The sequence below is a fragment of the Streptomyces sp. NPDC051207 genome, from assembly GCF_040682395.1.
GTDB lineage: Bacteria > Actinomycetota > Actinomycetes > Streptomycetales > Streptomycetaceae > Streptomyces.
Map to the genome: position 1 here is coordinate 48,907 of NZ_JBFBAX010000012.1, position 12,595 is coordinate 61,501.

The 12,595-nt window shown below is 74.6% G+C and carries 13 protein-coding genes and 1 pseudogene; 8 read left to right on the plus strand and 6 right to left on the minus strand.

The window, feature by feature from the left end:
- Window positions 1–11 precede the first annotated feature (11 nt).
- The 3 genes from AB0M97_RS14535 (at window position 12) to AB0M97_RS14545 (ending at window position 2,573) form a co-directional block, all read left to right on the plus strand.
- On the plus strand, window positions 12–1,019 hold the full coding sequence (locus AB0M97_RS14535) for a small ribosomal subunit Rsm22 family protein (RefSeq protein ID WP_365961182.1): 1,008 nt from the start codon (window positions 12–14) through the stop codon (window positions 1,017–1,019).
- A gap of 62 nt (window positions 1,020–1,081) precedes the next feature.
- Window positions 1,082–1,747 (plus strand): TetR/AcrR family transcriptional regulator, encoded by a 666-nt coding sequence (locus tag AB0M97_RS14540; RefSeq protein ID WP_365961183.1) that lies wholly within the window; start codon window positions 1,082–1,084, stop codon window positions 1,745–1,747.
- Window positions 1,748–1,850: 103 nt separating this feature from the next.
- On the plus strand, window positions 1,851–2,573 hold the full coding sequence (locus AB0M97_RS14545; RefSeq protein WP_365961184.1) for a bifunctional DNA primase/polymerase: 723 nt from the start codon (window positions 1,851–1,853) through the stop codon (window positions 2,571–2,573).
- 41 nt (window positions 2,574–2,614) lie between these two features.
- On the opposite strand, the gene AB0M97_RS14550 is transcribed toward AB0M97_RS14545, so the two are convergent.
- Together AB0M97_RS14550 and AB0M97_RS14555 are read right to left on the minus strand one after the other, a co-directional pair.
- Window positions 2,615–3,607, minus strand: coding sequence for a hypothetical protein (locus AB0M97_RS14550; protein ID WP_365961185.1), 993 nt, complete (start codon window positions 3,605–3,607; stop codon window positions 2,615–2,617).
- Window positions 3,567–3,683 (minus strand): annotated as a pseudogene (locus AB0M97_RS14555) (iron transporter); the annotation flags it as partial. The gene AB0M97_RS14550 and the pseudogene AB0M97_RS14555, both read right to left, overlap by 41 nt.
- A gap of 260 nt (window positions 3,684–3,943) precedes the next feature.
- Here AB0M97_RS14555 and AB0M97_RS14560 point away from each other — a divergent pair.
- Window positions 3,944–4,447, plus strand: a complete 504-nt coding sequence (locus tag AB0M97_RS14560) for a hypothetical protein (protein WP_365961186.1) — start codon at window positions 3,944–3,946, stop codon at window positions 4,445–4,447.
- Window positions 4,448–4,516: 69 nt separating this feature from the next.
- Here AB0M97_RS14560 and AB0M97_RS14565 read toward each other — a convergent pair whose 3' ends face one another.
- The gene (locus tag AB0M97_RS14565; protein ID WP_365961187.1) at window positions 4,517–5,164 is read right to left on the minus strand and encodes a biliverdin-producing heme oxygenase; all 648 of its coding nucleotides are present in this window, start codon (window positions 5,162–5,164) and stop codon (window positions 4,517–4,519) included.
- A gap of 133 nt (window positions 5,165–5,297) precedes the next feature.
- Window positions 5,298–6,155 (minus strand): type I methionyl aminopeptidase, encoded by an 858-nt coding sequence (map, locus tag AB0M97_RS14570; protein ID WP_365961188.1) that lies wholly within the window; start codon window positions 6,153–6,155, stop codon window positions 5,298–5,300.
- A gap of 58 nt (window positions 6,156–6,213) precedes the next feature.
- On the opposite strand from map, the gene AB0M97_RS14575 reads away from it, so the two are divergent.
- Window positions 6,214–6,441, plus strand: a complete 228-nt coding sequence (locus AB0M97_RS14575) for a hypothetical protein (RefSeq protein ID WP_365961189.1) — start codon at window positions 6,214–6,216, stop codon at window positions 6,439–6,441.
- A 200-nt stretch (window positions 6,442–6,641) separates the two neighbouring features.
- On the opposite strand, the gene AB0M97_RS14580 is transcribed toward AB0M97_RS14575, so the two are convergent.
- Window positions 6,642–7,250, minus strand: coding sequence for a hypothetical protein (locus AB0M97_RS14580; RefSeq protein WP_365961190.1), 609 nt, complete (start codon window positions 7,248–7,250; stop codon window positions 6,642–6,644).
- A gap of 138 nt (window positions 7,251–7,388) precedes the next feature.
- Here AB0M97_RS14580 and npdG point away from each other — a divergent pair, with 138 nt between their 5' ends.
- Together npdG and AB0M97_RS14590 are read left to right on the plus strand one after the other, a co-directional pair.
- Complete coding sequence (npdG, locus tag AB0M97_RS14585; protein ID WP_365961191.1) at window positions 7,389–8,069, plus strand: NADPH-dependent F420 reductase; 681 nt, start codon at window positions 7,389–7,391, stop codon at window positions 8,067–8,069.
- Window positions 8,070–8,134: 65 nt separating this feature from the next.
- On the plus strand, window positions 8,135–8,326 hold the full coding sequence (locus tag AB0M97_RS14590) for a hypothetical protein (protein WP_365961192.1): 192 nt from the start codon (window positions 8,135–8,137) through the stop codon (window positions 8,324–8,326).
- On the opposite strand, the gene AB0M97_RS14595 is transcribed toward AB0M97_RS14590, so the two are convergent.
- Window positions 8,316–9,116: a site-2 protease family protein gene (locus AB0M97_RS14595; protein ID WP_365961193.1), complete on the minus strand. Its 801-nt coding sequence runs from the start codon at window positions 9,114–9,116 to the stop codon at window positions 8,316–8,318. The two genes, AB0M97_RS14590 and AB0M97_RS14595, sit on opposite strands and share 11 nt — an antisense overlap.
- A 177-nt stretch (window positions 9,117–9,293) precedes the next feature.
- Here AB0M97_RS14595 and AB0M97_RS14600 point away from each other — a divergent pair, with 177 nt between their 5' ends.
- A complete protein-coding gene (locus AB0M97_RS14600; protein ID WP_365961194.1) occupies window positions 9,294–12,578 on the plus strand; it encodes a BTAD domain-containing putative transcriptional regulator in 3,285 nt (1,094 codons plus the stop codon).
- Window positions 12,579–12,595 lie beyond the last annotated feature (17 nt).

Here is a 12,595-nt window from a genome sequence, read left to right on the forward strand (position 1 = left end):
ACAATCGCCAGGTGAACGCCCCCCTGCCCCCCGTCTCCGACACCCTGCGCGCCGCGCTCGGCGACCTCCTCGACGGGCTCCCGCCCCGGCGGGCCGCGCAGGCCGTCGAACGGCTCATCGCCAGCTACCGGGGCAGCACCCCGACCGACGCCCCGATCCTCAGGGACCGCGCCGACACGGTCGCGTACGCCGCGTACCGCATGCCCGCGACCTTCGAGGCGGTGCGGTCGGCGCTCACGCGGTTCGCGGCGGCCGTGCCCGGCTGGACACCCGGCGGCCACGTCGACGTCGGCGGCGGCACCGGCGCGGCGACCTGGGCCGCCGCCGCCACCTGGCCCGGCGCCCGGCCCGTGACCGTCCTGGACTGGGCCGAGCCCGCGCTCGCGCTCGGCCGGGAGATCGCCGCCGCCCACCCGGACCTGCGGGACGTCCGCTGGCGGCGCTCCCGGATCTCAGCCGCGCTCACCCTGGAGAGCACCGACCTCGCCACGGTCTCCTACGTCCTCAACGAGCTGTCCGCGCCCGACCGCGCCACCCTCGTCGACGCGGTGGCGAGCGCCGCCCGCGCCGTCGTCATCGTCGAACCCGGCACCCCCGACGGCTACGCCCGCGTCATCGAGGCCCGCGACCGCCTCGTCGCCGCCGGCTTCCACGTCGCCGCGCCCTGCCCGCACAGCGCCGCCTGCCCCATCGCCCCCGGCACGGACTGGTGCCACTTCTCGGCGCGCGTCAGCCGCTCCTCCCTGCACCGCCAGGTCAAGGGCGGCTCCCTCGCCTACGAGGACGAGAAGTTCAGCTACGTCGCCGCCACCCGGCTCCCGGCCGCCCCGGCCCCCGCCCGTGTCGTCCGCCGCCCCCAGATCCGCAAGGGCCAGGTCCTGCTCGACCTGTGCGAGCCCGACGAGCGCCTGGACCGCCGTACGGTCACCAAACGCCATGGCGACCTCTACAAGGCGGCGCGCGACGCGGCCTGGGGCGACGCCTGGCCGCCACCCGGGCAGGACACGCCGCCGAGCTGACCCGCCGCCCCGACGCCCCGGCCGCGAGACGCCCCGTCTCACCCCCTTGCTACCGTCGACCCATGGTCACCGAGCCCGCCCCGGACAATGCCCCCGACGAAACCCCCGCCGCCCGCCACCCCCGCACCCCCGACTCCTCCCGCCGCAGCGAGCGCTCCCGCCGCGCCATCTACGACGCCGCCCTCGCCCTCGTCGCCGAGATCGGCTACGCGCGGACCACCATCGAGGGCATCGCCGCCCGCGCCGGCGTCGGCAAGCAGACGATCTACCGCTGGTGGCCGTCGAAGGCCGACGTACTGCTGGAGGCCTTCCTCGACCTCGGCGAGCAGGCCGCGCGGTCCGCCGGGCAGGAGGGCACCGCCGTCCCCGACACCGGCGACCTCGCCGCCGACCTGAAGGCCGTACTGCGGGCCACCGTGGACGAGCTGTGCGACCCGGCGTTCGAGGCGCCGTCGCGTGCGCTGGCCGCCGAGGGCGTCGTGGACGAGCAGCTCGGCCGGGAGTTCGTCACCAAGCTGCTGGAACCCTCGCTCCGGCTCTACGCCGACCGGCTGCGCGCCGCGCAGGCCGCGGGCCAGGTCCGCCCGGACGTCGACCCGCGCATCGCCCTGGAGCTGTTCGTCTCCCCGCTGGCCCAGCGCTGGCTCCAGCGCACGGCCCCGATCTCCTACGAGTACACCGACACCCTGGTCGACTACGCCCTGCACGGCCTCGCGCCCCGCGCCTGACCCGGGACCGCCGCACCCCGATTGCGGGCTCCGGCCCCCCGAGGCGCACGATGGTGGGACGATAGGGCATGCTGGCACGCACGACGGCGAGGCGAGGGGATAGATGAGCGCGAGGTTCGGCGGCCGTACCGGCCTTCGGGGCAAACTCACCCAGTGGCTGCCCGGACGCCGCCCGAAGGAGGCCGTCGGCGCCGACGACCGGGAGGCCCTGCTGCTCGCCGCCGCCGCTGCGGGACTGCCCCTCGCGCCCGCCGCGCACCCGGCCGGCTACCGCTGCTCCTGCGACCGCGTCGGCTGTCCCACCCCGGCCCGCCACCCCGTGTCGTTCGCCTGGCAGACGCAGTCCACCACCGACCGCGCCCAGATCGAGTGCTGGGCCCGCCACCAGCCGCAGGCCAACTTCATCACCGCGACCGGCATGACGCACGACGTGCTGGACGTCCCCCTGGACGCCGGACGCGAGGCCCTGGAGCGGCTGCTCGCCGCCGGCATCGAGGTGGGGCCGGTCGCCGAGAGCGACGACGGCCGGCTGCTGTTCTTCACCCTCACCCGCGGCACCCCCGAGGACGAGGACGAGTGGTGGCCGTGCGAACTGGACTGCCACCCGGAGACCATGGACGAGCATCCCGGCCTGCGCTGGCACTGCCGCGGCTCCTACGTCCTGGTGCCGCCCGCCCGGCTCCCCGGCGACCAGTCCGTGCACTGGGTGCGCGGCCCCGAGCACGAACTGCCCGACCCGCTCAGCCTGCTGGAGGTCCTCACCGACTCCTGCGCCCGGTACGCGGGCGAGGAGCCGGCGCAGGCGTCCTGGCCCATGCGCCAATGACCCCCGTGGCACGGGCCTTCGCGGCGGCGGGCCGGTAGGGGCTACTCGCCCTGGGCCGACGTCAGGCCCTGCACGCGGCCCAGGATCGCCACGTCCCCGGAGCCCTTCGGGTCGAGGGCGGCCTGGTTGGAGACGAACTCCATCGTCAGCGACTGCTTGATCTCGCCGGTCGTCAGCGCGAGCACGCTCTTGTTCGGCGTCGGCACCGTGGCGCCCGCCGCGGCCGTCTGCTTCTGGTAGTGGCGCGTGGTGAAGAACACCAGCGCGTCACCGTCCGCGGTGCGCAGCCCCAGCGGCGCGTAGTCGCCGTTCGTCAGCGGCTCGTCGATGTACTGCGTGGCCAGGCCCGGCTTCGCGGCCTCCTTCTTGCGCAACTGCCGCCACACCGTGGTGTGGGCGCCCGCCGCGAAGGAACCCTCGCCGTCCTTCAGATACGTCGCGTAGTCACCGCTCAGCCTGTCCGGCGCGACGGCGACGTCCGTGGAGTTCGCGTCCACGGCCTCGGCCCAGCCGTCCTTGTCCGTCTCGAACTCGGGTACGTCCGCCGGGTCGAGCAGCGTCAGGTACGCCACCTCCCACGGCTCGTCCGTGCCGCCCCGCGTGAACACCAGCAGCCAGCGCGCGTCGCCGCCCTTGTTGCCCCGGGCGTCGGCGAGGAACCAGCGCGGCCAGCCCGCCTTCTTCGGAATGGTGAACCTGGCGTCGGTCAGCCTCAGCGGAGTGTGCGCGGGGTTGCCGCCCGGGTGGTTCGCCCGGCCCGCCTTCAGCCGCGCCCCGTCGATGTCGGCGAGGGCGCCGGTGACGTGACCGGCGTCCAGGGAACGGTCGTAGGCCTTGTCGGCCCTGTTGTACGCGGCCGTGAACTGGCGCAGCGCCTTCGCGGCCTCGGCGCGGGTGGCCGCCGGGAGCACCTCGCGCTCCCCGTGCACCACCACGCATCCGCTCGCCGTCACCGACAATGCGGTCACCGACGCCGCTATCAGGGCGCTCCGGTCAAGCCTGCGGAGCCTTCGAGGGCCGCGATCCCTGCTCATGAGGTCCCTTCACCTTCCCCTTTCCGGAGGCGAACCCTACCGGGGCGAGAAACAGCGCGAGCGTCGGGATCGGGTACGGACGAGCACGGCGCCGGTCCATGTGGAGAACCGGACCGGGGTGATGCGCGGAGCGCCCCCGCCGGGCGGCTGGACGGAGGCCGGGGGACGGGTGCGGCTGGAGCGCCGGGCCGCTTCCGTAGTCCGGGGCGCGTCGCACGTCCGGGTCCTTTCGAGCGTCCGTACGGGTGTAGGGGGGTGTGTGCGAGCGCGGGAACGGGGACCTCTGGCCCGATCACTCAGCTTCGTGAGAGGAGCCCCATGCGTATCCGATCAGTTGTGGCAGCAGCTCTGTTCGCCGCCGCCCTCACCGCCACCGGCTCGGCCACCGCCGTGGCCGGCGGCCAGGGGGACGGCCCCTACGGCGGGGACTGCGACACCTACTTCGGAAGCATCGACACGTCCACCAGCGACCTCACCTGGGGTGGCATCCGCTGCATCGACCACTTCGGTCAGCACGGCCGTGACCACTACAAGGATCACGACTACAAGGGCCACAAGGGCCGCGACGACTTCAAGGGTCACGACGGCTGGGACGGCCACAAGGGCGACGGCCGGGACGACCACAAGGGTTACGGCTGGGACGGCCACAAGGGCCACGACGGCCGGGACGGCCACAAGGGCGACGGCCGGGACGACGACAAGGGTTACGGCGGCTGGGACGGCCACAAGGGCGACGGCCGGGACGACCACAAGGGTTACGGCTGGGACGGCCACAAGGGCCATGACGGCCGGGACGACGACAAGGGTTACGGCGGCGGTGACCACGACGGCCGTCACTGAACCGGCCGTACGGACCCGGCCCCCGCACGTCCGCGTGCGGGGGCCCGGTCCTGTCCCGGCGGGCGCCGGTCAGGCCGACAGCGGGAACTCCTCGCCCAGCGCCCGGAAGACGGCCGTGTTCAGCGCGAAGGCCCGCTTGCACTCCGCCACGACCCGCTGCTTCTCCAGCTCGTCCACCCGGATGCCGTCCAGCAGCTCCCGGTAGGCCCGCTTGAACGCGGCCGGGTTGCCGATCTCCTCGAACACGTAGAAGCGGACGCCGTCGCCCTTGCGCGCGAAGCCCCACGTCCTTTCCGCCGTGTCGCGGATGATCTGGCCGCCGGACAGGTCGCCGAGATAGCGCGTGTAGTGGTGGGCGACATAACCGCCCGGCCAGGTGCGGGCGCACTCCTCGACCCGCGCCGCGTACCGGCGCGTGGCCGGCAGAGCCCGCAGCGTCGAACGCCAGCCAGGGCCCCGCAGATGCGCCAGGTCCCGCTCCAGCGAGGCCAGCCGGAACAGCTCCGGGCGGACGAACGGCCCGGCCACCGGGTCCGACGCCAGCGGCCCGGCCGTGGTCTCCAGCGCCTCGTACACGAACCACAGCTGCTCGGTGTAGCGGGCGTAGGCGTCCACGCCGAGCCGCCCGCCGAGCAGGTCGCTCATGAACGTCGAGGTCTCCGCCTCCACGTGCTGCTCGTGCGAGGCGGTGCGGATCTGTGCCGAGAACGCGTCCATGGGCCCGATCCTCCCTTGCCGACAGGCTGTCGGGAAGACCGTACCCAGGCCGGCCCGGAAGGAAGCCGGGCGAACGCGGCCGGGAAAACGGGGCCGGGGAGGAAGAGGGCAGGGGAAAGGCGGCCGGCGGCGGTCAGGGCAGCGTGAGGATCTCCGCGCCCGTGTCCGTCACGACCAGGGTGTGCTCGAACTGCGCCGTCCGCTTCCGGTCCTTCGTCACCACGGTCCAGCCGTCGTCCCACATGTCGTACTCGTGCGTCCCGAGCGTCAGCATCGGCTCGATCGTGAACGTCATCCCGGGCTGCATCACCGTCGTCGCGTGCGGGCTGTCGTAGTGCGGGACGATCAGGCCCGAGTGGAACGCCGTGCTGATGCCGTGGCCGGTGAAGTCCCGCACGACGCCGTAGCCGAAGCGCTTCGCGTACGACTCGATGACCCGGCCGATGATGTTGATCTGGCGGCCCGGCTTGACCGCCTTGATGGCGCGGTTCAGCGCCTCGCGGGTGCGCTCCACCAGCAGCCGGCTCTCCTCGTCGACCTCGCCGACCAGGTACGTGGCGTTGTTGTCGCCGTGCACCCCGCCGATGTACGCCGTCACGTCGAGGTTGACGATGTCGCCGTCCTTGAGGACGGTGGAGTCCGGGATGCCGTGGCAGATGACCTCGTTGACCGACGTGCACAGCGACTTCGGGAAGCCGCGGTAGCCCAGCGTCGACGGGTAGGCGCCGTGGTCGCACATGTACTCGTGCGCCACCCGGTCCAGCTCGTCCGTGGTCACCCCCGGCGCGATGTGCCGGGCGGCCTCCGCCATCGCCCGCGCGGCGATCCGCCCGGCGACCCGCATCGCCTCCACGGTCTGAGGGGTCTGCACCTCCGGCCCCGTGTACGGCGCCGGGGCGGGCTTGCCCACGTACTCGGGTCGGCGGATGTTTCCGGGTACGGAACGGGTGGGAGACAGCTCCCCTGGTACGAGCAGCGACTGGCCAGACATGCCAGCGAGTCTAACCAGCGGGCGTGGGGGACCATGTCCGCGGCGAAAGGAGCCGGTCATGGCCCTGTTCAAGAAGCGCACGGTCGGAAAACCGGGCGAGTGGTACTACTGCCTGAAGCACCAGAAGGTCGAAGAGGGCCCGGAGTGCCCCGCGAAGGACCGCTTCGGCCCGTACGCGACCCGTCAGGAGGCGGAAAAGGCGATGGACATCGCCCGCGAACGCAACCAGGAATGGGAAACAGACCCCAACTGGCACGACACCCCGACCCGCAACACGGAGGAGTAAGCCGCCCCGCGCGACAGCCGCGCCGCCCGACCCGCGGGGCAGCCGTGCTGCTCGACCCGCGGGTCATCGTGCCGCCCGGGGCGATGGGGGAGGGCGGGCGCAGGCGGCACCCGGCAACGCCGGGCAGGCGCGACCCCGTGACGGCAACCGAAGCCCACCCGCGCCCACCACCGCACCGCGACCACGGCGCACCCGCACCGTCACCACCGCGCCGGCGGCGGAGCCGTGATCCGTTCCGCCAGCTCGGACAACCGGTCACGAAACCTCCGCCGCCCCCGCGGCACCGGCACCGCGTTCTCCCCGGCCGCCGCACTCACCAGATGCTGCACCGTGTCCAGATCCAGCTCCCCGTCCCCGGGCACGGCCAGCGCCTCGTGCGCCATCGCCCCCAGCTCCCCCTCCTCCGCCCCGCCCCCCAGCGCCAGCACCCTCGCCCCCGCCCGCCGCGCGTCGTACACCCGCTCCAGCAGCCCGGCGCCCGGCTCCCCGGGCGCCACCACGAACAGCGTCTCGCCCCGCCGCGCCGCCGCCAGCCGGCCCAGGCCCACCGCCAGGTGCGCCGGGTCCGAGGGCCGCGCGTCGTGCCGTACGAGCGTCGGCGCCAGCTCCGGCGTGCCCGACCACGCGGCCTCGTCCACCAGATGCGCCGCGAGGTGCCACGGCTCGTACTCCGCCGTGCCCACCAGCAGCAGCCCGCCCCCGTGGGAGACGACCGACCCGCGCAGCACCCCCGCGAACCGCCGCGTGGCCCCCAGCCACTCCGTCCCGGCGAGCACTTCACGCAGCAACGCGACCCGTACGGCATCCATGGGGCCGCATCCTGCCGCAACCGGACAGGCCCGACGCCGGGTTCGGCGGGAATTCGCCCGTCCGGGACGGGCGCGGGCCCCGGCGCCGGTGGCCCACCTGAGCCGAGGGCGCGGGCGGCCCGCACGTACAGTCGGCCCATGACCTCTACCAAGGACCCCTGGGACCTGCCCGACGTCTCCGGCCTCGTCGTCGGCGTGCTCGGCGGCACCGGCCCGCAGGGCAAGGGCCTCGCGTACCGCCTCGCCAAGGCCGGCCAGAAGGTGATCATCGGCTCGCGCGCCGCCGACCGCGCGCAGGCCGCCGCAGCGGAACTCGGCCACGGCATCGAGGGCGCCGGCAACGCCGAGACCGCCCGCCGCAGCGACGTCGTGATCGTCGCCGTGCCGTGGGAGGGCCACGCCGAGACCCTGCGGTCGCTGCGCGAGGACCTGGCGGGCAAGCTCGTCGTGGACTGCGTCAACCCGCTCGGCTTCGACAAGAAGGGCGCCTACGCGCTGAAGCCGGGGGAGGGCAGCGCCGCCGAGCAGGCCGCCGCGCTGCTGCCGGACTCCCGCGTCACCGCCGCCTTCCACCACCTGTCGGCCGTCCTCCTCCAGGACCCGGGGATCGAGGAGATCGACACCGACGTGATGGTGCTGGGCGAGGAGCGCGCCGACGTGGAGACCGTCCAGGCGCTGGCCGGGCGCATCCCCGGCATGCGCGGCGTCTTCGCCGGGCGGCTGCGCAACGCGCACCAGGTGGAGGCGCTGGTCGCCAACCTGATCTCCGTCAACCGCCGCTACAAGGCGCACGCCGGACTCCGCGTCACGGACGTATGAGGCGATGGGGGACACTGGTGGCGGCAGCAGGTGCCAGCAGTGTCCCCCGACAGGAGCCGAACGTCATGCCCCGTCTCGCCCTCTACAGCCTCGCCGTCTGTCTCCTCGCCGTGGCCGCGGCCGTGGTCTCGTTCGTGAACGGCTTGTGGCTCGGGATCGTGTGGGTGCTGATCGCGGGCCTGTCGTCCAACATGACCTGGTATTACGTCAAGCGGGGCCGGGCCACGGGCGGGGCGGACCGGTCCGTCACGGGCTGACCGAGCAGTACTCGTCCGAGCCGCGCCAGAAGCGGTACAGGTCGTAGCCGCAGTAGGTCTCGACGTCGCCGATGCCCAGCCCCCGCAGGATCGCGTCGACCGCGTCGAAGAACACCGCGTTGACCGACGGCACCCACAGCAGCGCGAACACGAACAGCAGGCCGAACGGCGCGAAGGGTTCCACCTGCCGCTTGACGTTGTACGACAGCCAGGGCTCCAGCACGCCGTAGCCGTCCAGGCCCGGGACCGGCAGGAAGTTCAGGATCGCCGCCGTCACCTGGAGCAGGGCGAGGAAGGCCAGCGCGAACCGGAAGTCCCGCGGCACGCCGTCCAGCGCGTCCAGCCAGAACGGCGCCGTGCACACCACCGCGAACAGCACGTTCGTCAGCGGGCCCGCCGCCGAGATCAGGCTGTGCCGCCAGCGGCCCCGGACGCGGTCCCGCTCGATGAACACCGCGCCGCCGGGCAGGCCGATGCCGCCCAGCATCACGAACACCACCGGCAGCACGATGCTCAGCAGGGCGTGCGTGTACTTCAGCGGGTTCAGCGTCAGGTAGCCCTTGGTGCCGACGGACAGGTCGCCGCTGTGCAGCGCGGTGCGGGCGTGCGCGTACTCGTGCAGGCACAGGGAGACGACCCACGCCGCCGTCACGAACAGGAAGACCGCCACACCGGGCTGCGCGGCGAACCCGGTCCAGGTGGCCCACCCCGTGACCGCCATGACGGCCACGATCCCCAGGAAGACCGGACTGACCCGCCGCTCACTGCGCCGACTGGCGGTGGTGGCCATGAAACCCCCCGAACGAGAAAACGAACACCGCGGACGGCCCGACGGTACTGGACCGACGCCAGCACCGGTCACCCACGTCACCCCGAGCCGCCCGGCCCGCCTGCCGCGCACCCACGGGCCGGGGGATCCCCGCCGTCACCGCCCCGCCCCCGTGCCCTCCCCGCCCCACCGGAGACAATGGACCCCGTGCGCTACCGCATCCTCGGTCCCACGCAGGCCCTGCGTTCCGACGGCACCCCGGTGCCGGTCGGTGGGGCCCGCCTGCGCGCGCTGCTGACCGTCCTCGCCCTGCGGTCCGGCCGCACCCTGCCCGCCGGGCTGCTCGTGGACGAGGTGTGGCACGCCGACGACCCGCCCGCCGACGCCCCCGGCGCCCTCCAGGCCCTCGTCGGCCGCCTCCGCAGGGCGCTCGGCGCCGAGGCCGTCGCCTCCGTGGACGGCGGCTACCGCCTGACCGCCGCCCCCGACGACGTCGACCTGCACCGCTTCGAGCGCCTCGCCGCCGAGGGCACCCGCGCCCTCGCCGACGGCGACCCCGCCAAGGCCGCCGTCGTCCTGGACGACGCGCTCGCCCTGTGGCACGGCCCGCCGCTGGCCGACCTCCCCGACCGCACCGCCGAGGCCGCCCGCTGGGAGACCCGGCGCCTGGACGTGCTGCGCGCCCGGCACTCCGCCGCCCTCGCCCTCGGCCACGCCGGGCAGTCGCTGCCCGAGCTGACCGCCCTGTGCGACGGTCACCCCCTGGACGAACCCCTCCAGGCCCTGCGGCTGCGCGCCCTGCGCGACACCGGCCGCACCGCCGAGGCCCTGGCCGCCTACGAGGACGTACGCCGCACCCTCGCCGACCGCCTCGGCTCCGACCCCGGCCCCGCACTGCGCGCCCTGCACGAGGAGTTGCTGCGGCAGGAGGGCGGCCCCGCCGAGGGAGACCGGGCGGCCCGCGCCCCCGGGCCGGGGAGCCCCGGCAACCTGCGCGCCCGCCTCACCTCCTTCGTCGGGCGGGAAGCCGACATCGAGGCCATCCGCCGCGACCTCGGCACCGCCCGGCTCGTCACGCTCACCGGCCCCGGCGGCGCGGGCAAGACCCGCCTGTCGCAGGAGGCCGCCGAGGCCGCGCGGGACGCCGCCCCGGACGGGGTGTGGCTGGCCGAACTCGCGCCCGTGGACGACCCCGGCGCCGTACCGGAGGCCGTGCTCACCGCCGTGGGAGCGCGCGAGACCGTGCTGTACGGCGCCGGCGCCGAGAGCATGCGGGCCGTGGCCGACCGCCACGGCGACCCCGTGGAACGGCTCGCCGAGCACTGCGGCAGGCGCCGCATGATGATCGTCCTGGACAACTGCGAGCACGTCGTCGGTGCCGCCGCCCGCCTCGCGGCGGAGCTGCTGGCCCGCTGCCCGCGCCTGACCGTGCTCGCCACCAGCCGCGAACCCCTCGGTGTGCCGGGCGAACTGGTGCGCCCGGTGGAACCGCTGCCGGAACCGGTCGCGCTGCGGCTGCTCGCCGACCGGGGAGGAGCCGCCCGCGCCGGCTTCCGCGTCGAGGACGACCCCGGGGCCTGCGCGGAGATCTGCGCCCGGCTCGACGGCCTGCCCCTCGCCATCGAGCTGGCCGCCGCCCGGCTCCGCATGCTGACGCCCCGTCAGATCGCCGACCGGCTGGACGACCGCTTCCGCCTTTTGACCTCCGGAAGCCGTACCGTGCTGCCCCGCCAGCAGACCCTGCGCGCCGTGGTCGACTGGTCCTGGGACCTGCTCGACGCGGACGAACGGGACGTGCTGAGCCGCCTGTCGGTCTTCGCGGGCGGCTGCGACCTGACCGCCGCCGAGGCCGTCTGCGGCCCCGGCGCCCTCGAAGCGCTCGGCTCCCTGGTCGACAAGTCCCTCGTCGTCGCCGCCCCGTCACCCGACGGCGAGATGCGCTACCGGCTGCTGGAGACCGTCGCCGAGTACGCGGGGGAGCGGCTCGACGAGGCGGGCCTGCGCCCGGAAACGGCGCGCGCCCACCTCACGTACTACCGCGAACTCGCCCGCACCACCGACCCGTTGCTGCGCGGCCCCGGCCAGCTCGCCGCCGTCGGACGGCTGGAGCGCGAGTACGAGAACCTCCGCACCGCCCTGCGGCACGCCGTCGCCGAACGCGACGAGCAGGAGGCGCTGTGCATCGTGCTCAGCCTGGCCTGGTACTGGCAGATGCGCGACCTGCGCGTCGAGGCCCGCAACTGGTGCCGCGACGTCATGGCCCTCGGCCCCGACCCGTTCGCCACCCCGGCCCGCCGCGCCACGCCCGTGTGGCAGCGTTGCACGGACCACCCGCCCCCGATGACCGGCGAGATCCTGGCGGAGGCCCGCCGCGGCGTCCACCTGGCCCACCTGGCCTGCATGGACACCGAGCTGGCGACCTGGCAGACCCCGGCCGCCCAGGAGAAGCTGCGCGTCATCACCGAGGTGTACGAGCCGGGCATGCCGCAGACCTGCCGCAGCCCCGGCCTCCTCTGGTTCTACGCCGTCATGCTCACCGGCGGCACGGACCGGCTGCGCGGCATCATCGAGGCCTCCGTCCGCACCTGCCGCGAGACCCCCGGCTACGAGTGGGAACTCGCCGCCTGCCTCCAGATGCGCGCCAACATCCTCGCCAACCGCGCCGACTGGGCCGGGGACGCCTTCCGGGACGCCGACGAGGCCCTGGAGGTCTACCGGCGCCTCGGCGACTCCTGGGGCGCCGCCGAGGCGCTGTCCGCGCGCGGCGAGGCCCACGAACGCAAGGGCGATCACCGCCTCGCCGCCGCCGACTACGAGTCGGCCATCGCGCACGCCGAACGCCTCGGCGCCCGCGCCCAGCAGGCCGTCCTGCGGGCCCGCCTCGCCGGCGCGCTGCTGGAGTGCGGCGACACCGAGCGGGGCGAGCGGATGCTGCGCGAGGTGATCGACAAGCAGCACGGCAGCCACAGCGAGGCGCTGCCCGCCGCCCGCCTCTTCCTGGCCGGCCGGCTCGGCGTGACCGGCCGCGTCCCCGAGGCGCGCGAGCAGCTCAGACTGCTCCGCGAGGGCTTCGGCATCGCCCACTTCGTCGTCTTCGACGCGATCATCCTCGGCGCCGAGGCCTGGCTGGACGCCGCCGAGGGCCTGAGCGCGCAGAGCCTGGAGAAGTCCCGGCGCGCCATCGAACTGGCCGGCGACCCGCTGTCGCAGACCATCTCGCCGCACATGCGCTCCGCGTACTTCGTCGTCGCCGCGACGGCCCTCGCCGACGCCGACGGCGGCAGCCGCGCCGACGACGCCGCGCGGCTGCTCGGCGCCGCCGACGCGGCTCTGCCGCCCGGCCACGTCGCCTCCGCCTGGGAGCGGTACGTGTACCAGTGCGCGCAGACGCGGGTGCGGGCCGCGCTGGGCGAGGAGGCGTACGCCGCCGCATACGCGCAGGGCGGCGGCCTCTCCGCCGCGGAGGCCACCGCCCTGGTCTGACGCCGGTCGGCGGGCCG